At 74.0% G+C, this 21,971-nt stretch carries 17 protein-coding genes; 10 read left to right on the top strand and 7 right to left on the bottom strand.

Annotated features, from left to right (window positions below):
- Nucleotides 1-56: 56 nt before the first annotated feature.
- Complete coding sequence (locus JTJ31_RS07905; protein ID WP_207538087.1) at nucleotides 57-1,277, bottom strand: pyridoxal phosphate-dependent decarboxylase family protein; 1,221 nt, start codon at nucleotides 1,275-1,277, stop codon at nucleotides 57-59.
- 63 nt (nucleotides 1,278-1,340) lie between these two features.
- Here JTJ31_RS07905 and gnd point away from each other — a divergent pair, with 63 nt between their 5' ends.
- The 4 genes from gnd to JTJ31_RS07925 all read left to right on the top strand — a co-directional run bounded on the left by gnd (nucleotide 1,341) and on the right by JTJ31_RS07925 (nucleotide 4,121).
- The gene (gene gnd, locus JTJ31_RS07910; RefSeq protein WP_207538088.1) at nucleotides 1,341-2,303 is read left to right on the top strand and encodes a phosphogluconate dehydrogenase (NAD(+)-dependent, decarboxylating); all 963 of its coding nucleotides are present in this window, start codon (nucleotides 1,341-1,343) and stop codon (nucleotides 2,301-2,303) included.
- 174 nt (nucleotides 2,304-2,477) lie between these two features.
- Nucleotides 2,478-2,987 carry a gluconokinase gene (locus JTJ31_RS07915; protein WP_328805702.1) on the top strand — a complete coding sequence of 170 codons (510 nt, stop codon included), beginning with the start codon at nucleotides 2,478-2,480 and terminating at the stop codon, nucleotides 2,985-2,987.
- Nucleotides 2,988-3,021: 34 nt separating this feature from the next.
- Nucleotides 3,022-3,738, top strand: coding sequence for a ribonuclease activity regulator RraA (locus tag JTJ31_RS07920; RefSeq protein ID WP_207538089.1), 717 nt, complete (start codon nucleotides 3,022-3,024; stop codon nucleotides 3,736-3,738).
- A 35-nt stretch (nucleotides 3,739-3,773) separates the two neighbouring features.
- Nucleotides 3,774-4,121 carry a hypothetical protein gene (locus JTJ31_RS07925; RefSeq protein WP_207538090.1) on the top strand — a complete coding sequence of 116 codons (348 nt, stop codon included), beginning with the start codon at nucleotides 3,774-3,776 and terminating at the stop codon, nucleotides 4,119-4,121.
- Here the strand turns inward: JTJ31_RS07925 and JTJ31_RS07930 are convergent.
- Together JTJ31_RS07930 and JTJ31_RS07935 are read right to left on the bottom strand one after the other, a co-directional pair.
- Nucleotides 4,115-5,092 carry an asparaginase gene (locus JTJ31_RS07930; protein ID WP_328805703.1) on the bottom strand — a complete coding sequence of 326 codons (978 nt, stop codon included), beginning with the start codon at nucleotides 5,090-5,092 and terminating at the stop codon, nucleotides 4,115-4,117. The two genes, JTJ31_RS07925 and JTJ31_RS07930, sit on opposite strands and share 7 nt — an antisense overlap.
- Nucleotides 5,093-5,126: 34 nt before the next feature.
- Nucleotides 5,127-5,555, bottom strand: a complete 429-nt coding sequence (locus JTJ31_RS07935) for a PaaI family thioesterase (RefSeq protein WP_207538092.1) — start codon at nucleotides 5,553-5,555, stop codon at nucleotides 5,127-5,129.
- A 175-nt stretch (nucleotides 5,556-5,730) separates the two neighbouring features.
- Between JTJ31_RS07935 and JTJ31_RS07940 the strand changes: the two genes are divergently transcribed.
- Genes JTJ31_RS07940 through JTJ31_RS07955 form a run of 4 tightly spaced genes read left to right on the top strand, consistent with a single transcriptional unit; the run spans nucleotide 5,731 to nucleotide 16,122 of the window.
- Complete coding sequence (locus JTJ31_RS07940) at nucleotides 5,731-12,774, top strand: type I polyketide synthase (RefSeq protein ID WP_207538093.1); 7,044 nt, start codon at nucleotides 5,731-5,733, stop codon at nucleotides 12,772-12,774.
- On the top strand, nucleotides 12,771-14,069 hold the full coding sequence (locus JTJ31_RS07945; RefSeq protein WP_328805704.1) for an aminotransferase class I/II-fold pyridoxal phosphate-dependent enzyme: 1,299 nt from the start codon (nucleotides 12,771-12,773) through the stop codon (nucleotides 14,067-14,069). The genes JTJ31_RS07940 and JTJ31_RS07945 overlap by 4 nt, the downstream gene beginning before the upstream one ends.
- Complete coding sequence (locus JTJ31_RS07950; RefSeq protein ID WP_207538094.1) at nucleotides 14,066-14,833, top strand: formyltransferase family protein; 768 nt, start codon at nucleotides 14,066-14,068, stop codon at nucleotides 14,831-14,833. The genes JTJ31_RS07945 and JTJ31_RS07950 overlap by 4 nt, the downstream gene beginning before the upstream one ends.
- Entirely contained in the window at nucleotides 14,830-16,122 is a 1,293-nt protein-coding gene (locus tag JTJ31_RS07955) for a capsule biosynthesis protein (RefSeq protein WP_207538095.1), read from the top strand. The genes JTJ31_RS07950 and JTJ31_RS07955 overlap by 4 nt, the downstream gene beginning before the upstream one ends.
- Here JTJ31_RS07955 and JTJ31_RS07960 read toward each other — a convergent pair.
- Nucleotides 16,067-16,852, bottom strand: coding sequence for a M23 family metallopeptidase (locus JTJ31_RS07960; protein ID WP_236019975.1), 786 nt, complete (start codon nucleotides 16,850-16,852; stop codon nucleotides 16,067-16,069). The two genes, JTJ31_RS07955 and JTJ31_RS07960, sit on opposite strands and share 56 nt — an antisense overlap.
- Nucleotides 16,852-18,345: an exodeoxyribonuclease VII large subunit gene (gene xseA / locus JTJ31_RS07965; RefSeq protein ID WP_207538096.1), complete on the bottom strand. Its 1,494-nt coding sequence runs from the start codon at nucleotides 18,343-18,345 to the stop codon at nucleotides 16,852-16,854. The genes JTJ31_RS07960 and xseA overlap by 1 nt, the downstream gene beginning before the upstream one ends.
- A 42-nt stretch (nucleotides 18,346-18,387) precedes the next feature.
- On the opposite strand from xseA, the gene purD reads away from it, so the two are divergent.
- A complete protein-coding gene (gene purD / locus JTJ31_RS07970; RefSeq protein ID WP_207538097.1) occupies nucleotides 18,388-19,662 on the top strand; it encodes a phosphoribosylamine--glycine ligase in 1,275 nt (424 codons plus the stop codon).
- Here purD and JTJ31_RS07975 read toward each other — a convergent pair.
- Both JTJ31_RS07975 and JTJ31_RS07980 read right to left on the bottom strand, forming a co-directional pair.
- Nucleotides 19,659-20,054, bottom strand: coding sequence for an SRPBCC family protein (locus JTJ31_RS07975; protein ID WP_207538098.1), 396 nt, complete (start codon nucleotides 20,052-20,054; stop codon nucleotides 19,659-19,661). The genes purD and JTJ31_RS07975 overlap by 4 nt on opposite strands.
- 9 nt (nucleotides 20,055-20,063) lie before the next feature.
- Nucleotides 20,064-20,987 carry an alpha/beta hydrolase family protein gene (locus tag JTJ31_RS07980; protein ID WP_207538099.1) on the bottom strand — a complete coding sequence of 308 codons (924 nt, stop codon included), beginning with the start codon at nucleotides 20,985-20,987 and terminating at the stop codon, nucleotides 20,064-20,066.
- A gap of 79 nt (nucleotides 20,988-21,066) precedes the next feature.
- Here JTJ31_RS07980 and JTJ31_RS07985 point away from each other — a divergent pair, with 79 nt between their 5' ends.
- Nucleotides 21,067-21,960 carry an NAD(P)-dependent oxidoreductase gene (locus JTJ31_RS07985; RefSeq protein WP_207538100.1) on the top strand — a complete coding sequence of 298 codons (894 nt, stop codon included), beginning with the start codon at nucleotides 21,067-21,069 and terminating at the stop codon, nucleotides 21,958-21,960.
- Nucleotides 21,961-21,971 lie beyond the last annotated feature (11 nt).

Raw genomic sequence — 21,971 nt, forward strand, 5'->3', positions numbered from 1 at the left:
GGAGGCGGGCGGCGGCAACGAAAGATGCGGCCCCGCCCGGCTTCGGTTTCGCAGCCTCAGTAGGCGCGCACCTCCTCCTTCGCGCGTGCAGCTCCGGCGCCGCGCGCCTCCGCCGCCGCTTCGCGCAGGGCGGCGACGTATTCCTCTGCCACCTCGGCATGGAGCGGGTTCAGGTGCAGGTGGATGCCCTCCGGCTCCACCTGCCGCGACACCAGCCAGCCGCGCCGCTCCAGCCCTTCCGCCACGGCGGCAATGGGTAGAGCCGGGTCGGTGGAGCGATACACCAGGATGGCGTGCTGGCCCGGCAGGGCCTCCAGGCCGGGGATGGCTTCCACCGCTGCCACGATGATCGCGCGGGCGCGCATCACCCGCTCCGCGCAGTCGCGGTAGCCCGCGCGGCCGAGGAAGCGCATCACTGCCCAGGCGGCGGCCACCGCACCGCCCGGTCGCGTGCCCTGCGCGGTGTAGGCGGCGTAGAGGCCGCGCGCCCAGGCGCGGCTCTCGAAGCGGTGGAAGCGGCGCAGCGCCTCGTCGCGCACCAGCAGCAGCGAGGCGCCCTTGGGGGCCATGCCATGCTTGTGGATGTCGGCGCTGATGCTGGAAACGCCCGGCACGGCGAAGTCCCATTCGGGCAGGCCGGACAGGAATGGGTTGATGAAGCCGCCGACGCAGGCATCCACGTGCAGCCACGCCCCGCGCCGCTGCGCCAGCGCGCCGAGTTCGCGGATCGGGTCCACCGTGCCGAAGGGATAGCAGGGCGCGGAGCCGACGATCGCGACGGTCCCCTCATCGCAGGCGGCCTCCATCGCCGCCACGTCGCCGCGCCGGTCCGCGCCCACGGGCACGCGCCGCGCCTCGAGGCCGAGATACCAGCAGGCGCGGTCGAAGGTGAGGTGCGCCGTGTCCGGCATCACGACATTTCCGCCCGTCTTGCCGCCCGATTTCTCGCGCGCCGCCAGCATCGCCAGGAAGATGCTCTCGCTGCCGCCGGAGGTCATGGTGCCGCCCGCGCCCTCCGGTGCGTGCACGAGGTCCAGCGCCATCGAGACCACCTCGCCCTCCAGCTTCGCCAGCGAGGGGAAGGCGCGGCCCGCGCCCAGGTGGTTCTCCGTCCAGAACAGCCGGTACGCGTCCTGGCCGACGCGCTCCAACTCCTCGTCCAGGTAGTAGAAGAACACGGCCATGCGGCCCTTGCGCCAGGAATGGTCACGCGCCTTGGCGTCGTGCAGCGCCTGCTCCAGGGCGGGCCACGCCTCGCCCTTTTCCGGCAGCTTCATTGGACTTTCCTCCCCATCGCGTTTCCGTCATCACAGCATGAGGATGCGCGGGGAGGAAACTTCATGACGCTCGGCATGGTCGGTCTGGGCCGGATGGGGGCCAATATCCTGCGCCGCGCGATGCGCGCGGGCATCGCGGGGGCGGGGTTCGACCGCGACGCATCTGCTGTCGCCGCGCTGGTGGCGGAAGGCGCGGCGGGGGCGGACAGCCTGGAGGGGCTGGTGGCGCTGCTGGACGCGCCGCGCACCGTCTGGGTCATGCTGCCCGCCGGCGAGGTCACCGAAGCCGCGCTGCGCGAACTTCACGCGCTGCTTGCCCCCGGCGACACGATCATCGAGGGCGGCAACTCCCTCTACAAGGACAGCATGCGCCGCGCTGCCGAAGCGCGGGCGAAGGGGCTGCATTACCTTGATGTCGGCACCTCGGGCGGGGTGTGGGGGCTGCAACGCGGCTACTGCCTGATGATCGGCGGCGACGTGGAGGCGGTGCGGGCCCATGAGACGCTGTGGCGCGCCCTCTCCCCCGGTGAAGGCGCCGCGCCGCCCACGGGCGGGCGCGAGGGGCGCGACAAGCGGCCGGAGGCGGGCTTCGTCCATTGCGGGCCGAGCGGCGCCGGCCACTACTGCAAGATGATCCACAACGGTATCGAGTACGGGATGATGCAGGCCATGGCCGAGGGTCTCGACCTCCTGCGCCGCGGCCCCTTCCCGGAGCTGCCGCTGCCCGACGTGACGGAGGCGTGGCGGCGCGGTTCAGTCGTCTCTTCCTGGCTGCTGGACCTGACGGCGCAGGCCCTGGCGCTCGACCCCGACCTCAAGGAATACGGCGGCGTGGTGAGCGACAGCGGCGAGGGGCGCTGGACGGTGGATGCGGCGGTGGAGCACGCCGTGCCCGCGCCGGTGCTGGCCGCCGCGCTCTTCGCACGCTTCCGCTCGCGCGGGACGGAGAACTTCGCCGACAAGGCGCTTAGCGCCATGCGCAAGGGTTTCGGCGGGCATCTGGAGCCGAAGGCTCCAGATGTTTGATTTCTGCCCTCAGGCGCCGGGCGCCGGCTCCGCCGGCTTGGCTTCGCCGCGCTACTGGCGTGCTGGTTGCCCGGTTGGTCTGGCGGCGCCGGCCGCCGTGCGGCCGGATTCTCCATGGGCATCGCGATGTGTCGGGGTGGGTCGGTTGACTGGTGACCTGCTGGCCGCGTGGCCGTGACCCCACGCCGCGTCCTGGTCATGGGCGTCTCCGGCTCCGGCAAGTCCACGCTGGGGGCGCTGCTGGCCGAGCGCCTTGGCCTGCCCTTCGCTGATGCGGACGCGTTCCACCCCGAAGCGAATATTCGCAAGATGAGCGCAGGGATCCCGCTCACCGACGCGGATCGCTGGCCCTGGCTGGATGCGCTCGGACAGTGGCTCGCGGCGCAGGCGGGGGGAGGGGTGATTGGCTGCTCGGCGCTGAAGCGCTCCTATCGCGACCGTCTCCGGGAGCATGCGCCCGGGCTGCTTGTGGTGCACCCGCATGGCGAATTCGCGCTGATCGCGGCGCGGCAGGCGGCGCGGCCCGGCCATTTCATGCCGCCCGCGCTGATGGAAAGCCAGTTCGCCACGCTCGAACCCCCTACGCGGGAGGAAGCGGCGCTCGCCCTCGACGTCACGGACCCGCCCGAGGCGCTGGCGCAGCGCGCCGCCGCCTGGGTGGACGCGCGGGCAGGCCGCGCATAAAGCGAACGGGACCGAAAGGAACGGGGAACCGACCATGGCGCTGTCCGCCGAGACCAAGAGCAAGCTGGAAGGCATCACCACCGCGACGCTGACGACGGTGCTGCTGAAGAAGGGCCTTCGCAACGTGTGGATGCGCGGCGCCGCCCCCTTCACCCCCGCCGCCCAGGGCAAGCGCCTGGTGGGCGAGGCCTTCACCCTGCGCTTCATCCCCGCGCGCGAGGATCTCGCCACGCCAGAATCCTGGTCTTCGCCGAAATCCACCCGCGCCGCCATCGAGGCGATGCCTGAGGGCGTGATCGTCGTGGCCGACGCCATGGGGGTGAAGGATGCCGGCATCTTCGGCGACATCCTCTGCGCCCGCCTGCAGAAGAAGAACGTGACCGCGCTGGTAACGGATGGCGCGGTGCGCGACGTGGCCGGCGTGAACGGTACCGGCCTGCCCGTGTGGTGCGCGGGCGGCGCGGCCCCGCCCTCCGTCGCCGGCCTCACCTTCGTGAACTGGCAGGAGCCCGTGGGCTGCGGCGGCGTCGCCGTCTTCCCGGGCGATGTGATCGTGGCCGATCCGGACGGCGCCGTGGTCATCCCCGCCGACCTCGTCGAGGCGGTGACGGAGATGGCCGTGGAGCAGGAGCGGCTGGAAGGCTGGATCATGAAGCAGGTGGAAGCGGGCCAGGCCCTGCCCGGCCTCTACCCCGCCAATGCCGAGAACAAGGCCCGCTACGAGGCTGACAAGGCCGCCGGACGCATCTGACACCCGCGCCCCGGCGCGGCGTTGGGAGGGGGATGATGCTCCGCCTCCTCCCCTTTCTGGCCCTGCTGGCAGGCTGCTCCCCCGTGGTGGTGGTGCAGCCCATCGACATCCGCATCCCGGCCTGTGACGGCCGTTTCCAGGTGGTGAACGTCTCGGGCGCCACCGTCCGCAACCTCGTCGTCCGCACGCCCGGCGGGGCGGAGCGCGATGTGCTCGGCCTTGCGAACCTGCCACCGGGGACGGAACTTACCGTGGCGGCACCGCCCGGCCCCAATCTGATGCGCGCCATCATGGCCGATGGGCGCGAGATGGCGCTGGGCGGCTTCGACCCCTGCCGCGCCGAGATCCTGCGCGTGACGCCGGCGGGGCTGCGGCCTCAGTAGCGCTCGAACAGCGTCCGCAGTTCCGCCCGGTCCCGCGTCCGCGTCAGCCCGAGCATCAGCAGCACCCGCGCCTTGGCGGCGTTGAGGTTGTCCGCCGGGATCAGCTCCGCCGCGCGGCTGCGCGTCGTTTCCACCACGCGGCCGCCCCCCGCGCGGGTGGTGGCGGCCACCGGCACGGGGGCGTCGCGCAGCGCCTGCATCAGCGCGGGCGTGCCGCCGCTGGGCGCGAACCCGTCCAGCACCAGCCCCTCGGCCCCGGCGCGCAGGAAGGCCTCCACCGCCGTCCCGTCCGCCCCGGCATAGCAGGGCACGATATCCACCCGCGGGAGGGCGGCGAGGCCGGAGACATCGAAATCCCCCGGCGGGCGCAGCGGGCGGCGATACCAATGCACCGCATCGGCCTCGGCCTGGCCCAGCGCGCCGAAATCCGGGCTCTGGAAGGCCTGGAGGCGGGCGGTGTGGGTCTTGGTCACCTCGCGCGCCGCGTGTACCTCGTCATTCATCGCCACCAGCACGCCGAGGCCCCGCGCGCCCGGGTCGCCCGCCACGCGACAGGCATTGGCGAGGTTCATCCCGGCATCGGTCGACAGGGCGCTGGACGGGCGCTGCGCCCCCACCAGCACCACGGGCGGCTGCGCGCCCCCGGCGGCGGTCAGGTGAAGGAAATACGCCGTTTCCTCCAAGGTCGCCGTGCCATGGCCGACCACGATGCCGTCCACCCCCCGCGCGGCCGCCTCGTTCACCACCCGGCGCAGTTCCAGCCATTCCGCCGGGCCGATCGCGGTGGACGGGATGGCGCGGAAGGCGATGGGCTCCACCGAAGCCACTCCCGCCGCCTCCGGCCAGCGGGCGAGCAGGGTGGCGGCATCCATCACCTGGCCGAGGCGGCCATAGTCCTGGATGTCGAACGGACCGTCGCCGAGCGAGGCGATGGTGCCGCCCGTGCCAATGAAGGCGATCTGCTTCTTCACGCTTCGCTCCGGTGCGCGAACAGGCGGGGGCGCTTCACTTGCGCTCCAAGATCGCCGTGGTGAGGCGGGAGACGCAGGACACCTCGCCGTCGTCGCGCCGCAGCTCGATGTTCCAGACATGGACGGACCGGCCAATCCGGACGGGGGTGCAGCGCCCGCGCACAGTCCCGCCCTTGGGCACCGGCCGCAGATGATTGGCGTTCACCTCCAGCCCCACCGCGCTGAAGCCCGGATCGCAGCACATCACGGAGGCGAGGGAGCCCAGCGTCTCCGTCAGCACCACGGACACGCCCCCGTGCAGGATGCCGAAGGGCTGCACGTGCCGCCCATCCACCGGCATCTCCCCCTCGATGTAATCCGGCCCGACCTCGATGATGCGGATGCCGAGGAGGCCGTTCACCGTCTCCGGGCTGAAGCGCTGGTTGATCTCCTGCGCGGTGGCCGGTTGGCGCCAGATGCTCATGGGGGCTGTCCTTCGCGTTCGGGGCGAGGCCACGCCAGGATGGAGGGGCTGTCAACCGGCGAAGCGGCGAAGGTGCAACCCTGGGGCGAAAACTTTCGCCCGCCTGTTTCCATTACGGGCGTGGACCCTTAACCTATCGTCATTCAATGAACAGTCCGGGGATCTAGGCGCTGGAATGAGCGGGGGCCGAAGCCGCAAGCGAAACGGGGTGCTCGGCCCGAGCGCCATTGCCGTGGTGGGGGCGGCTTGCCGCCTGCCTGGCGCGCCCGACCGCGCGGCCTTCGCCGAGCTTCTCATCGAGGGAAGGGACGCGGTCACCAGCGTCCCACCCGACCGCTTCAACCAGGATCGCTTCCTCCACCCCCGCCCCGGCGAGCGCGGCCGCGTGCCCCACTTCGCCGCCGGCACGATCGGCGAGGTTCATCGCTTCGACGCCGCCGCCTTTGGCATCTCCCCGCGCGAGGCCGAGGAGATGGATCCGCAGCAGCGCCTTCTCCTCGTGCTCGCCCGGCGGGCGCTGGAGGATGCGGGCTGGCCGGAGGAAAGCGTGGCCGGCCAGCGCATCGGCGTCTTCGCTGGCGCCTCGACGACGGATTGGTCCGACCTGCGCCAGCACGACATGGGCGGCGGCGACCGCTACGCCATGACGGGCGGCGCCCTTTCCATCCTGGCCAATCGCCTGACCCACGCCTTCGACTGGCGCGGTCCGGCCATGACGGTGGACACGGCCTGCTCCTCCGGCCTCGTCGCGCTGCACCAGGCGATGACGGCGATCCGCGCCGGGCTTCCGGCGGCGCTGGTGGCGGGGGTGAATCTGCTCCTCTCGCCCTTTCCCTTCGGCGGGTTCTGGCGGGCCGGGATGCTCAGCCGCCGCGGCCGCTGCCAGGCCTTCGGCGCCGGGGCCGACGGCTATGTGCGGGCCGAGGGCGGAGTGGCGCTGCTGCTGAAGCCGCTGGAAGCCGCGCTAGCGGATGGCGACGCGGTGCGCGGCGTGCTGCTCGCTAGCGGGGTGAACGCGGCCGGGCGCACCAATGGCATCTCCCTGCCCGATGGCGCCGCCCAGGCCGCGCTGATCGCCGAGACCCTCGCCGCCTCCGGCCTCGACCCCGACGAGATCGGCTATTTCGAGGCGCATGGCACCGGCACCCCGGTGGGCGACCCGATCGAGGCCGAGGCGATCGCGCGCGGCATCGGCGCCCGGCGCCGCCCGCTCCCCATCGGCTCGGCCAAGAGCAATATCGGTCACACCGAAGCGGCGGCCGGGCTTGTCGGCGTGCTGAAGGCGCTGGTCGTGCTTGAAGCCGGGCGAATCCCGCCCACGCTGCACGCCGATCCGCCCAACCCCGCCATCCTCTTCGCGCAGCTCGGCCTCGCCCCGACGGTTTCGGCCCGCAAGCTGGCGGGGCGGGGGGTGATGGTGAACGCCTTCGGCTTCGGCGGCACCAATGGCTGCGCTGCCCTGGCCCGCGCCCCCCAACCGGGCCGGCCGCGTACCGCGAAGGCCGGTCCCTCCGCGCCGCCCCTGCTGCTTTCCGCCCATTCGGAGGCGGCGCTGCGCGGCCTCGCCCGCGCCTGGGAGGCGTTGCGCGCCACCCCCGCCCTGCTTCGCGGCCAAGCCCGCCACCGCGACCTCCGCCCGCACCGCCTCGTGCTGCGCGACCCCGCCGCCCTCGGTCCCTGGCTGCGCGGGGAGGAGGTGCCGGGCGCGGTGTCCGGCCTCGCCGGGCCGGGCGCTGGCGTGGCCTTCGCCTTCAGCGGCAACGGGGCGCAATGGGCCGGGATGGGGCAGGGGCCGATGCGCCACTCCGCCGCCTTCCGCGCGGCGGTGGAACAGGCGGACACCCATCTCCGCCCCCTGCTCGGCTGGTCGGTCGCCGAGGCGCTGGCGCGCGGCGCCTCGCCGGAGGAGGTGGAGGGGACGGATCGCGCCCAGCCTCTGCTCTATGCGCTGCAGCTGGGCGTCGTGGCGGCGCTGGAAGAGGAGGGCATCCGCCCGGCCCTCGTGCTCGGCCATTCGGTGGGTGAGGTCGCGGCGGCGCAGGTGGCCGGGCTGCTCGCCCCGGCCGAGGCGGCGCGCCTCGTCGCCGTGCGCTCGCGCCACCAGCATGCGACGCGGGGCGCGGGCCGCATGGCCGCCCTCAGGGCCCCGATGGAGGAGGCGGCGCCGGTCCTCGCCACGCTGGGAATCGAGCTCGCGGCGGAGAACGCCCCCGCGGCCCTCACCGTGGCGGGCGGGGAGGCGGCGCTGGACCGGCTGCGCGCCGAGGCCGAGGCGCGGCGCTGGTCCTTCGTTCCGCTCGGCCTCGACTACGCCTTCCACTCGGCGGCGATGGAGACGGTGCGTGACGCGCTGCTGCGCGACCTGCGTGGGCTGCGGAGCCGCGCGCCGCGCCTGCCCATGATCTCCTCCGTCTCGGGCGAGGAATTGCGCGAGGCGCCGGCGGAATACTGGTGGCGCAACCTGCGGGAGCCGGTGCGCTTCCGCGACGCCGCCCGCGAGGTGGCCGCGCACCGCCCCGCCGTGCTGCTGGAGATCGGGCCGCACCCCATCCTCCAGGCCTATCTGCGCGGGACCTCCCGCGCGGCCGGATGGGATGCCGCCATCCTGCCGACGCTGCGCCGCGCCCCGGAGCCGGAAGCAGCCGATCCTTTCTCTGCCATCGCCGACCGCGCCACCGCAGCAGGGGCCGATCCGCGCGGCGGTCCCTGCTTCGCCGGACCTGCCGAGTGGCGTGACCTGCCGCCCTTGCCCCTGGAAGGCGAGGTGCTACGCCCTGTCGCCTCGCCGGAGGCGCGCAGCCTTGTCGGCCCGCGCCGCGACGGAAGGCTGCTCGGCTTCCGCCACGACGAGGAAGGCGGCGAGGAATGGCGCCGCACCCTCGACACGCTGGAGGAGCCCTGGCTGGCCGACCACGCGCTGCGCGAGGGCGTGGTGCTGCCCGCCGCCGCCATGGCCGAGATCGCGCTCGAAGCCGCTGCGCATCGCTTCCCGCAGGCCCCGGCGCTGGAACTGCGCGACTTCGCCATCTTCCAGCCCATCCCGCTTTCCGCCGAGGCGCCGCGCGAGATCCGCGCCCGGCTGGATGCGGCGGGCGTCTTCACCCTGGAATCCCGCCGCCGCCTGTCGGGCGAGGCCTGGTCGCGCCATGCCACCGGCCGGGTCGCCGCCCTGCCGGGCCTCGCCGCCCCCGGCCCCGCCGCCACTGAGGCCCCCTGGCGGGACGGCGCGGCGATCACCGAGCGGGCACGGCTGCGCGGCCTGCATTACGGGCCCGCCTTCCGACCGGTGCGAAGCTGGCGCCTGGGCGCGGCGGCGCTGGAGGCGGAACTCGCCCTGCCGGACTCCGCCCCGCCCGACAGCGATTTCGTTCTGCATCCGGTGCGGCTGGACGGTGCCCTCCAGGCGCTGCTGGGCCTGCCGGGAGAGGGCGAAACGGAGGACGGGTTCCTGCCCGTGCGCTTCGGCCGCATCGCCTTGCGGCGCGGCGCCGCCGCCCCGGTGCGGGCGGAGCTTCGTCCCGTCGCCGCCGGTGCCCGCTCCCTCTTGGCCGATGGCGTCCTGCGCGATGCGCTGGGCGAGGCGGTGGCGGTTCTGGAAGGGGCGGAACTGCGCCGCGTCTTCCGGCCCGAACCGGGCCAGGACCTGCTGTTCCGCGCCAAGATGGTGCCCGCTGCCCCGCCGCCCGCCTTTCCCGCCGCCCCGCCCGTGCTGGACCCGGCGCGCCTTGCCCCCGCCATGGGGGAGGATCTGAGCGAAGCGGCGATGCTGCTCGATGCCTTCACGGAAGCCGCCCTGGCCGAGGCCGGCCTCGCCACCGCCCCCGGCGCCCTGGCGGAGGCGCTGCGCGCCCGGCTTCTCGGCCTCGACGCCGCCTCCCTTCCCGCTGCCGGCGACATTTGGGGGGAGGTCTGGGCGGAGCGCCCGGCGCTGGCGCATGAACTCGCCCTGCTGGCCGAGGCGCGCGAGGCGCTGCCCGCCGCCCTGAGCGGCGCCGCCATCCCGCGCCCGCGCCTGTCGCCCCATGCCGAGAGCCTGCGCCGCCTTGCCGAATGCTTGGCGGAACAGGCGGCGCGGCTCCTCGCCGGCTGGCCCGCCGACCGACCCTGCCGCGTCTTGGTGGTGGGGGCGGAGGAAGGCCCGCTGCTTCCCGCACTGCGCCGCACCTTGCGCTTTCTGGGCCCGGCGCTGCGCCTCACCCTGGCGCCGTTGCCGGAGGCGCGGCTTCCTTCCGTGCCCCCGGGAACCGGCCTCGTCGAATGGAATCCGGCCGCCGCGCCCGAGGCGGAGGCGGAACTCGTGCTGGGCCTCGGCCTGTCCGGCCGCGCCGGCCCGGCCGGGACGATCGCCGCGCGGCTGCGCCCATCCCTCGCCCCCGGCGGCGCACTGCTGCTGGCGGAGCCGGCGCCGCACCTGTTCTGGGACATCACGGAGGGGCTGCATCCCGATTCTCGCGCCCCTGGCCGCCTTGCCGGAGCGGAAGGGTGGGAGGCGATGCTGCTTCAGGCCGGGCTGGATGGGGTGCGCGCCCTCGCCCTCCCGCCCGTGCCCTGGCCGGCCCTGCTGCTGTGCGGGGCCGCCCCCGCAGGGGCGCGGCTCCTGGCCGCCGCGCCAGGGCGCCGCTTTGTGCTCTCCGCCGCTCCGGCCATGGCGGGCCTCGCCGCGGCGCTGGCAGAGGCGCTGGAAGCGGCGGGCGCCCAGGTTTCGCTGGCGGAAGGTGAGCCCGCGCCGCGCCAGTTGCGCGGCGCCGCGCTGGTGGCGCTGCCCGGCCCGGGCCCCGACTCTCTGGTCGCGCTGGGCCGCCTAGCTGCCGCTGCCGAAGGCTCGGCCGCCTCCTTCAACTTGGTCGTGCGCAACGGCGAGACGGATCCGGACGCCGCCGCCGCGTTGGCGCTGGGCCGCGTCCTGGCCAATGAAGCGCCCCGGCTGAAGCCGCGGCGGCACGATCTGTCCCCTAGGCTTTCCCCCGAGGAAGCCGGGCGAGCCCTGGCCGCTGCCCTGCTCGCATCGCCGGATGGGGAAGGGGAGCAGCGCATGACGCCGGCCGGGCGCTTGGTCCCACGCCTGCAGGCTGGGCTGGCCGAGGCACCCCTGGCCGGGATGCTGCGCCTGGAGGCGGCACGGCCCGGAAGGCTGGACAGCCTCGCTTGGCGCCCCGCCGCCCTTCCCGAGCCTGGGCCGGGCGAGGTCCGCATCGCGGTCGCCGCCGCCGGGCTGAACTTCCGCGACGTGCTCTGGGCGCAGAACCTCCTGCCGGAGGAGGCGCTGCTGCCGGGCTTTGCCGGGCCGGGGCTGGGGATGGAGGTGGCGGGCACGGTGGAGGCGGCGGGCGAAGGCGCGCCCTTCCAGCCGGGCGATCGCGTCTTCGGCGTCGCGCCGCGCGGCCTCGCCACCCATGCCGTCACCGGCGCCGCTGCCCTGGCCCCGCTGCCGCCCGGCCTGTCCATGGAGGAAGCGGCTTCGCTGCCCGTCGCCTTCCTGACGGCGCTGCACGCGCTGGAGGAACTCGGCCGGGTCGAGGCAGGCGACCGGGTGCTGATCCATGGCGGGGCGGGCGCGGTCGGCCTCGCCGCCCTGCAGGTGGCGCTGGCGCGTGGCGCCCGTGTCGCCGTCACCGCCGGCACTCCGGCCCGCCGCGCCCTGCTGCGCGCCGCTGGGGCCGAGCTGGCGCTGGACAGCCGCGACGCCTCCTTCGCCGATGCGCTGCGCCTCCATTGGGAAACGGCGCCGGGCGAGGGCTGCGTGGATGTCTGCCTGAACTCCCTGGCCGGCGAGGCGATGGAGCGCTCCCTCGGCCTCATGGCGCCCTTTGGCCGCTTCCTGGAACTGGGCAAGCGCGACTTCGCCGAGGCGACGCGCGTGGCGCTGCGCCCGCTGCGCCGCAACGTCGCCTGGTTCGCGGTGGACCTGGACGAGCTGGCGCGCGCCCGGCCCGCAATCGCCGCGCGCCACATGGCGACGTTGACCCGGCGCTTCGCCGAAGGGGAGTTCCTGCCCCTTCCGGTGCGCGCCCACCCGGCCGAGGAGGCGGAGGAGGCGTTCCGCCGCCTTCAGGCCGGCGGGCATGTCGGCAAGCTGGTGATCCGCCCCCCTGTTCCTGCTTCCACCGCGCCCCACGCCTGGTCGCCCGGGGGGACGGCCGTGGTGACCGGCGGCACGGGCGGTTTCGGGCTGGAGGCAGCCGTGGCTCTGGCGCGGGCGGGGGTGCGGCATTTCGCCCTTCTTTCCCGGCGCGGCCCGGCCACGCCCGGAATTGCGGATGGGCTGGCACGGCTCCGGGCGCTGGGGGCAAAGGTGCGGGTGCTGGCCGCCGATGCCGCCGACCGAGATTCCCTCGCTGCCGCCCTGGCGGAGGTGCGGCGCGACATGCCGCCCATCGCCCACGTGGTCCACGCCGCCGCGGTCTTCGCCGACGCGCTGGCCGCACGCATGGACGAGGCGCGGCTGCGCGCCGTGTGGGACAGCAAGGTGACGGCCGCGCGGAATCTCGACGCGCTGACGGAGGGCGACGCGCTGCGCTCCTTCCTGCTCTTCGCCTCGGCCACCGTGCCGATCGGCGCGCCGGGGCAGGGGGGGTATGTCGCCGCCAATGCGGGGCTGGAGGCCGTTGCGCGCGGCCGCCGCACGCGGGGACTGCCGGGCCTCGCTGTCCAGTGGGGACCCATCGCCGATGCCGGGGCGCTCGCGGCCGATGGCGCCGCCGCCCTGTCGCACCGCCTCGGCGCCAAGCCCATGGCGGCTGCCGAGGCGCTTTCCTTCCTGCCCCGGCTCCTCGCCGGGCCGGATGCGGTCGTGGCGGTGGCGCGGATCGACTGGAGCGGCGCGCGCCGCTCCCTGCCCGTCCTGGCCGAGGCGCCCTTCCACGTCCTGGCCGGCGAGGCCGCGCCCGAGAACGAGGAGGGCGAGGACATCGCCGCCCTGCTGCGCCGCCTCGGCCCGGAGGAGGCGCTGGATGCGCTGCGCCGGGGCATCGGGCGAGAGGTGGCGCGCATCCTGCGCCTGCCCGAAGGCGCGGTGGCGGCGCAGGCCCCCCTGCAGCGCCTGGGCCTCGATTCGCTCGGCGGCCTGGAACTCCGCACGGCGCTGGAGCGCCGCTTCTCCGCCGCCCTGCCACTGGAAGGGCTTTCCGAGGAACTGACCGTGGATCTTCTCGCACGGCGCCTGCTCGCCGGGGCTGCCGCCCTGCCGGATGCCGCCCCCCAGCCGGAGGCGGCGGAGTGATCCGTCGCGGCTTGTCTCCCGAGGCGCGTGCCAGCCTGCTGGGCCGCTTCCGCACCGGCAGCGGCGCACCCGCGCCCTCCGGCGGCTCTCCGGCGCGCGACTTCGCCACCCTGCCCAATGCGCGCGAATTGGCGGAGGCGCGGCGCCTCGGCCAGCGGCACAATCTCAGCAATCCGTTCTTTCAGCCGCATGATGGGGTGGCCGGCGCCCGCACCCGCATCGCCGGGCGGGAGATGCTGAACTTCGCCTCCTACAACTACCTCGGCTTCAACGGCGACCCGCGCGTGAACCTGGCGGCGGCGGAGGCGCTGGCACTGCACGGAAGCTCCGCCTCCGCCTCGCGCATGGTGTCGGGGGAACGGCCGGTGCACGCGCAGCTCGAAGCCTCGCTGGCCCGCAACTACGGGGTGGAGGAGGCGCTGGTGCTCGTCTCCGGACATGCCACCAATGTCTCGGTGATCGGCCATCTGCTGGGGCCGGAGGACCTCGTGGTCCATGACCAGCTGATCCACAATTCCTGCGCCGAGGGGATGCGGCTTTCCGGCGCGCGGCGCGTCGCCTTCCCGCACAACGACCCCGAGGCGGCGGAACGCGCGCTGGCCGGGGCGCGGGCGCGGCACAAGCGGGCGCTGGTGCTGATCGAGGGCCACTACTCCATGGACGGCACCGTGCCCGACCTCGCGCGGTTCCGCGACATGGCGCGGCGATACGATGCCTGGCTGATGGTGGACGAGGCGCATGGGCTCGGCTGCCTCGGCCCCACCGGGCGTGGCGTGTGGGAGGCGCAGGGCGTCGCGCCCGACGCGGCCGATATCTGGATGGGCACGCTCAGCAAGACGCTTGCCTCCTGCGGCGGCTTCATCGCCGGGTCGCGGGCGCTGGTGGACTGGCTGCGCCACACCCTGCCGGGCTTCGTGTATTCCGTCGGCCTGCCGCCCCCGATGGCGGCGGCGGCGGAGCGCGCCCTCCTGCTGATGGAGGAGGAGCCCTGGCGCGTGGAGCGGCTGCAGGCAAATACGCAGCGCTTCCGCGCCGCGCTTCAGGCGCGCGGCTTCGACACGGGCGGCTCAACGGGCGGGTCCATCGTGCCGGTGATCCTCGGCGCCTCGCTGCGCGCCGTGCGCCTCGCTGAGAAGATGGCGGCGCAGGGCATCAACGTGCAGCCCATCGCCTTTCCCGTCGTGCCGGAAGGCCAGGCGCGGCTGCGCTTCTTCCTTTCCTCCGAGCACGAGGCGGCCGATCTGGACGAGGCGGCCGAAGCGATGGGCCGCGCGGCACGCGAGGTGGCGGCGTGAAGCCACGCATCGCGCTCTTCACCCTGGAAGGCGCGGCCAGCGCCGAGGCGGCGCTGCGCTTCGCCGAGGCGCAGTCGGACCGCATCGCCCTGGTCGGCTGGTCCTCGCCCTTCCGCGCCACGCGGGCACTGGGACGGGCGCTGCGGCGCGGCGGGCCGGGGTTGCTGCCCTACCTCTTCGTGAACCACGCCCTGCCGGCGCTTTTGGGTCGCCCGGGCCTCGCGGCGCTCTGCCGCGCCCACGGCATCCCGGTCCTGCGCCTGGGCGACGAGGCGGCGACGATCCGCGCCCTGCGCGACAGCGGGGCGGAGCTGCTGGTTTCCTTCCACCTGGACCGCATCCTCTCCCCCGCCATCCTCGCCGTGCCGAGGCTGGGGGGGATCAACGTGCATCCTTCGCTGCTGCCGCGGCATCGCGGGCCTATCCCCGCCTTCCACGGTCTGGCCGAGGGGCGGACCGGCATCTCGGTCCATGCGCTGACGCCGGAGGTGGATGCGGGCGGGGTCTGGGCGCAGCGGGAAGTGGCGCTGCCGCCGAGCCTCTCCGCCTCCGCCGCCGCGCGCGAACTCCATCTCGCCGCCCTGCCGCTGCTGGAGGAGGCGATTGCCCGCATCGCCGCGGGTGAGGCGCCGCCGGAACCGCCGCCGCGCCTTCCCTACGCGCCCTGGCCCGACCGCACCACCCGGCGTCGTGCCGGAGTGCCCTTATTGCGGCTTTCCGACATCGGCGCCGCCTGGCGCGCCCCGGCCGGAGGGTGGCGGTGAGGCGCTCCTTCCTGTTCCTCCAGGGGCCGACCAGCCCCTTCTTCCGCGAACTGGGCGCGGCGCTGGCGGCGCGCGGCCACGCGGTGCGGCGCATCAATCTGTGCCTGGGCGACCGGCTCTTCTGGAAGGACGAGCGCTCAGAAGACTTCACGGGCCGCGCCGAGGATTGGCTGCACTTCCTCGAAGCCCGCCTCGAAGGCGTCACCGACCTCGTCCTGCTCGGCGAGCAGCGGCCGCTGCACCGCGCCGCCATCGAGGCCGCCCATTCGCGCGGCATCGCGGTGACGGTGACGGATTTCGGCTATCTCCGCCCCGACTGGATCGTGCTGGAGCGGGATGGGATGAACGCCCTGTCGCGCTACCCGCGCGACCGCGCCGGTATCCTCGCCCTGGCGGCCGAGGCGCCGCCGCTGGACACGGCGCTGCGCCATCCGGGGCGGTTCAGCTTGCTGGCGCGCGGCGACATGGCGTTCCACCTCGCCTCCGCCTTGCCTTGGCCCTTCCCGCATTGGCGGAGCTTCGCCGTCCACTCGCCCTTCCTCGCCTATCCGGCGACGGGGCTGCGCCTACTGCTGCGAAGCCGGGAGGCGCGGCTCGCCCGCGAGTTCGTGGAATCCATCCCGGCGGAGGCGCCGGTCTTCCTCTTCGCCATGCAGATGGAGACGGACTACTCCATTCGCGCCTATTCGCCCTTCCCCGACATGGACACGCCGCTGCGCGCCGCCATCCGTTCCTTCGTGCGCGAGGCCCTGGCCGAAGCCCGCCTGCTGGTGAAGCCGCACCCCTACGATGCCGGGCTGAAATCCTGGCGCGCCCGCGTTTCGGCCATGGCGCGGGATGAAGGGGTGGAGACCCGCGTCGCGCTGGTGGACGGCATCCCGCTCGACCCGCTGCTGGAGCGCGCTGCCGGCCTCGTCACGGTGAACAGCACCACCGGCATCCGCGCCCTGCAACTGGGCCGTCCCGTGCTGGCGCTGGGGCAGGCGCTATGGGACGTGGAGGGGCTGGCGCATCGCGGCGGGCTCGACTCGTTCTGGGCGGCACCGCAAGCCCCGGACCCGGTGCTGGCAGATGCCTTCCTGCGCGGCATCGCGCACCACCTGCACATCCGGGGCGATTACTACGAGCCCAGCGGCCGCCGTGCCGCCGTCGCCGCAGCGGTGGAGCGGCTGGAGCAGGGCGCCGGCCCGCCGGAGGTCGCCACGCCGCCGCGCCCGCGCCTCGTCGCTTCGGTTACGCCGCAAGCAGCGGCTGCGGATCCAGCCACACGGGCCCGAGCCCCAGGCTGAAATGCAGATGCGGGCCGGTGACGCGGCCCGTCGCCCCGATATCGGCGATGCGCTGGCCCTGGCGCACCTCCTCCCCCGCGCCGACATGCTGCGCCGAAAGATGGGCGTAGAGCGTGTGGACGGCGTGGCCGTGCTCGACGACCAGCAGGCGGCCGAAGAAGTGGAAGTCGCCCGCCAGCGTCACCCGCCCGGAGGCAGCGGCCAGCACCGGCGTCCCCACCGGCCCCGCCACGTCCAGCCCGTAATGCGGCGCGCGGGGCTGGCCGTTCAGCACGCGCTGCGAGCCATAGACGCCGCTGATCCGCCCGCGTGCCGGCCAGGCGAAGCCGCGCGCAAAATCCGTGCGCTCGGAAGCGAGGGCACGGGCGCGCGCCAGCTCCTCCCGCTCGCGCGCGATGCGGCGCAGCGCCTCGGCATCGGGCGTCACCTGGGCGGGAGGCAGGCCGGAAATGTGCTGCACGTCCCATTCGCGCGGCCGCACCTCCAGCTCCTGCGCCGTGCCGTCCACGGAGAGCACGGCGCGCGGGCCGTGGTCGCGCCCGAAGCCCAGGGCGAAGACCCCCTCGGGCGAGACGCGCACGGGGCGCCCGTCCAGCGCGATGCGGCGCCCGGCCGCGCCGCTGCCCAGCACCAGTGCGCCCTGGGTGGAAGCGGCGTGCAGCATCACCGCCGCCCGGGCCGGGCGCGCGGCCAGCAGGGCGGGCGCGGCGAGAAGGATCCGGCGGTGCATCAGAACAGCCTCCCCTGGCGGTCGCTTTCCTCGCGCACCGTGGCACTGCCATCGGCGAAGACGAGGGTGAGTTTCTCCCCGCGCTTCAACGCGGCGGCCTCGGTGACGGCGGCACCGCCGGCGCGCTGCACCAGGGCGAAGCCGCGCCGGAGCACGGAATTGTAGCTCACCGCCTCCAGCCGGGCCGACAGCGCCTCCAGCCGCACCCGCGCCTCCCGGCCCGGACGCCCATCCGAGCCCAGCGCCTCCAGCCGCGTGCCGAGGTCACGCACGCGGTCCGAGCCGGCGCGCAGCCGCGCCACGATGGGCGCGGGGGAGAGGCGCTGGAGGGCAGGGGCGGAGCAGCGGCGCTGATGCGCCTGGCCCCAGGCGGCGAAAAGGCGGCCAGCCGTCTCGCCCAGCGTGCCGCGCTTCGCCGCGATCACCTCACGCGGGTGGCGCAACGATCCGGCAAGGCGCGACAGGACGAGGCGGCGACCATCCAGGAAGCGGGGCAGGGCGCCGTCCAGCCGCTCCGCCCGCTCATCCAGGCGCTGGCGCGCATTGGCGACCAGGGCGGGCAGGTCGGGCAGGCCGCGCCCGGCCACGCGCAGCCGCAGCCTTGCATCGCCCAGATGCGAATCCGCGCGCCCCTTCAGCCGCGCGCCCAGCTGCGCGAGGCCGGCGGCCATCTCGTCGCGCGAGGGCACGGCCATCTCGGCGGCAGCGGTGGGGGTCGGGGCGCGGCGATCGGCGGCGAAGTCGATCAGCGTGGTGTCCGTCTCGTGCCCCACGGCGGAGATCAGCGGGATCGTGCATTCCGCCGCCGCGCGCACCACCGCCTCCTCGTTGAAGGCCATGAGGTCCTCCAGCGAGCCGCCGCCGCGCGCGACGATCAGCACGTCCGGGCGCGGCACCGCGCCGCCGGCGGCCAGCAGCGAGAAGCCGCGGATCGCCGCCGCCACCTGTTCCGCCGCCCCAGCGCCCTGCACCTGCACCGGCCACAGGATGACGCGGCGCGGGAAGCGCCGCGCCAGCGTGGTGCGGATGTCCTGGATCACCGCGCCGCTCTCGCTGGTGACGACGCCGATCACCTCGGGCAGCAGGGGAAGAGGGCGCCGCCGCTCGAACAGCCCTTCTTCCTGGAGACGCTGGCGCAGCATCTCGATGCGCTTCAGCAGCGCGCCCTCGCCCGCATATTCCAGCCGCTCGATGATGAGCTGGTACTTGGAGCGGTCGGCATAGGTGGAGATGCGGCCGGTGGCGATCACCTCCACCCCGTTCTCGGGCTTCAGCCCGACGCGCGGCACGGTGCCCTTCCACACCACCGCCTCGACCTTGGCCTGGCCGTCCTTCAGCGAGAGATAGACATGGCCCGAGGAATAGGGCTTCACCTCCGTCATCTCGCCGCGCACGCGGATGCGGCCGAAGGCGGATTCGAGGGTGCGCTTGATGGCGCCGCCCAATTCGCCCACACCGTATTCGGGAATGTTGCCGCTGGCGCCGCTCGTCATGAGCCCTCTTACCGCCACGGCGCCGGAATGCGGAGTGGTCTCATGAACATCCTCGTCGTCGGTTCCGGCGGGCGGGAGCACGCGCTGTGCTGGAAGCTCGCCCGCTCGCCGCTCCTCGCCAAGCTGTGGTGCGCGCCGGGCAATCCCGGCATCGCCGAGGTGGCGGAGTGCGTCGGGATCGGCGCGACCGACATCGAAGCGCTGGTCGCCTTCGCGCGCGACAAGAAGGTGGATCTCGTGGTGGCGGGGCCGGAGGCGCCGCTGACGCTGGGCCTCGCCGATGCCTGCGCGGCGGCGTGCATCCCCTGCTTCGGCCCTTCCGCCGAGGCGGCGCGGCTCGAAGGCTCCAAGAGCTTCTTCAAGGAGATCGCGCTCGCCGCCGGCGCCCCCACGGCGCGCTACGCGGAGTTCACCGATGCGCAAGCCGCGCGCGAATACATCCGCCGCGAGGGCGCGCCCATCGTGGTGAAGGCCGATGGCCTCGCCGCCGGCAAGGGCGTGGTGGTGGCGATGTCGGTGACGGAGGCGGAGGAGGCCATCGCCGATTTCATGGAGCGCCGCATCCACGGCGAATCCGGCGCGCGCGTGGTGGTCGAGGAGTTCCTGGAGGGCGAGGAAGTGTCCTTCTTCGCGCTGTGCGACGGCACGCGCGCCGTGCCGCTGCAAGGCGCGCAGGACCACAAGCGCGCGGGCGACGGCGACACCGGGCCGAACACGGGCGGGATGGGCGCCTATTCCCCAGCCCCCGCCTTCACCCTCGCCTTGCAGCAGGCGGTGATGGAATCCTGCATAACCCCCGTCCTGGCCGAGATGGCCCGGCGCGGCACGCCCTTCCGCGGCGTGCTCTTCGCCGGGCTGATGCTGACCGCGCAGGGGCCGAAGCTCCTCGAGTTCAACGTCCGCTTCGGCGACCCAGAATGCCAGGCGCTGATGCTGCGCCTTGAATCCGACCTTTTGCCCGCATTGCTCGCCGCCGCGCGTGGCGACTTGTCGGACGTGTCGCTCGAATGGTCGCCGGAGCCGTCGCTGCTGGTGGTGATGGCGGCGGAGAACTACCCCGGCACGCCGCGCACCGGCACGGTGATCCGGGGATTGGCCGAAGCGGCTTCCGTGCCCGGCGTGTCCGTCTTCCACGCCGGCACGAAGGCGGGTCCGGACGGGCAGACCCTCGCTGCCGGGGGGCGCGTGCTCGGCATCGGCGCCCGCGCGGCCACGCTGCGGGAGGCGCGGGACGCGGCCTACCGCGCCGTGGATGCGATCAACTGGCCCGAGGGATTCTGCCGCCGCGACATCGGGTGGCGCGCCTTGGGGCGTTAGCCCTCAGCCCAGTCGCGCAGCGCCTCGAGGTCGCGCCGCATCCAGGCGAAATCGGCCTCGAACTGCTCCTCGGTCATGCCGGGCTGGCGGAACAGGGTGAGCATCACCTCCGCCCCCGCCCCGTTCGGCAGCACGCGCATCGGGACGTGGATCTCCGGCCCGTCGCCCGTGTCCACGAAGTGGTCCATGACGCCGAAGGCATTGTGGCCGGTGAAGTGGATGCGGATCGGCCCCTGCGGGCCTTGCGCGGTCCACGCATCGCCATCCGGCTGGAGGCTGGATCGGCTCAGCCCGGAGGCCCAGCGCGGAAAGCACTCAGGCCGCCAGATCGCCTCGTAGAGTTCCCGCCAGGGGCGGTTGACCGAGACACTGACCGTGCGAGCTTCCAGCATGCGGTGACCCTATCCAGCCCAATCCTTGGTCACTAGCCGGTCGCCCGGCTGGAGCAGGGCGCCTGCGCCACGCCCAATCTCCGCCGCCGCCTCGGCATCGGCCAGCAGCGCGGCGCGCAGGAACAGCACGGCAAGCGTGGCGGTCCGGGCATGGAAAGTGGGCGCGACATGGCCCGCGCCGGCTTCCTCCCGGCCCGCGAAGGCCAGGTGCCCGGCCTCGGCGAAGACCACGGCCGCCTGCGGCGTGCCGCTGATCGCCTCGAAGATCGCCAGCCTTTCCTCCGGCCCCGCGCGGTCCAGCACCGTCCGGTCCTCCGAGCCCGTCACGTGCAGCAGCGGTACGCGGATGGCGTTCGCGGCGGGCGGGCCGAAGAAGCCCAGCACGGGCGAGATGAGGATGCCCGCGCGCAGCCGCCCATCCGGGATGCGGGGCAAGGATAGCGGCAGCGCCTGGCCCAGCGCGTGCTGCGCCGTCCAGGATCCGAAGGAATGACCGGCGATCGCGATGCGCGCGGAGTCGAGCCGCGCGCCCAGGCGCCGCTGCGCCTCGTCCAGGGCGAAGGGAACGTCCAGCAGGCGGTTCGCCGCGGCCATCGGGTCGCGCGCCGCATTGCGCATGGCGGCGAAGGGATCGGCCCGGTCACGCCAGATCGCGGTGTCGCTGCCCGCGTGCTGCAGGTGCAGCGCGATGAAGCCCGAGCCCGCGAGCGCCTGGCCCAGGTAGGCCATGCCTTCGCGCGAGCCGCCGAGGCCGTGGGAGATGAGGATGAGCGGCGCGGGCTCGTCGCCTGCGGGCAGGCGCAGCAGCACCGGCACGTCGCGGTTTCGAGCGGCGTCGCGCCAGGTTTCGCGCCGCTCCGCCGGGACGGCGGCGCCGGCAGCGGTGGGAAGAATGAAGGGCAGGCTCATGGCGAGGCGGCGGGGCGGCGTCATCCCGCCCCCAACGCGCCGGGCTTCGCGTGGCTGCCCCGAGGGGCCATGCTGACACGAAGCTTTCACAAGGGGGATTCGCATGGAACGTGTGGGATTCATCGGGCTGGGCAATATGGGCCGGCCCATGGCCGCCAATATCCGGCGGCGGCAATTTCCGATGACGGTGTTCGACCTCGCGCCCGGCCCCGTCGCCGCACTGACAGAGCTTGGCGCCGAGTCGGCGCCCGATGCCGGCACGGTGGCGCGAGCCAGCGACGTGGTGATCACCATGCTGCCCGGCCCGCGCGAGGTGTCCTCCACCGTGCTCGGCCCAGTGCTGGAGAACGCCAGGCCCGGCGCGCTGGTGCTCGACATGTCCACGGTGGATCCGGAGACCACGGATGCTCTCGCCAAGGCCTGCGCGGAACGAGGCCTGGGCTTCGTGGACGCGCCGGTCGGTCGCCTCGCCGCCCATGCGGAGCGCGGGGAAAGCCTGTTCATGGTGGGCGGCTCCGACGCCGACGTGGCGCGGGCGCGGCCGCTGCTGGAGGCGATGGGAAGCACCATCCACCATTGCGGCGGGCCGGGGGCGGGGACGCGCACCAAGCTGGTGAACAACTACCTCGCCATTCTGCTCTGCCAGATGAACGCGGAGGCGCTGAGCCTCGCCACCGCCTTCGGCCTCGACCTGTCGAAGACGCTGGAGGTGCTGCACGGCACCACTGCCACCAACGGGCAGCTGGCGGTGAACTGGCCCAACAAAGTGCTGAAGGGCGACACCAAGCCCGGCTTCGCCATCGACCTCGCGCACAAGGACCTGTCCCTGATCCTCCAGGCCGCGAATACGGCGCGGGTGCCGCTGCCCATGGCGGCGGCGGGGCGCGAGGCCTTCACGGCGGCGCGGGCGCGCGGCATGGGGGGGCAGGATTTCTCCTCCATGCTGGACGCGCAATGCGCGGCTGCCGGAGTCGCGCCGCCGCGTCTCCCTTCCTGATCGCGGCACGT

The sequence above is a fragment of the Sabulicella rubraurantiaca genome, assembly GCF_017355885.1.
GTDB lineage: Bacteria > Pseudomonadota > Alphaproteobacteria > Acetobacterales > Acetobacteraceae > Roseococcus > Roseococcus rubraurantiacus.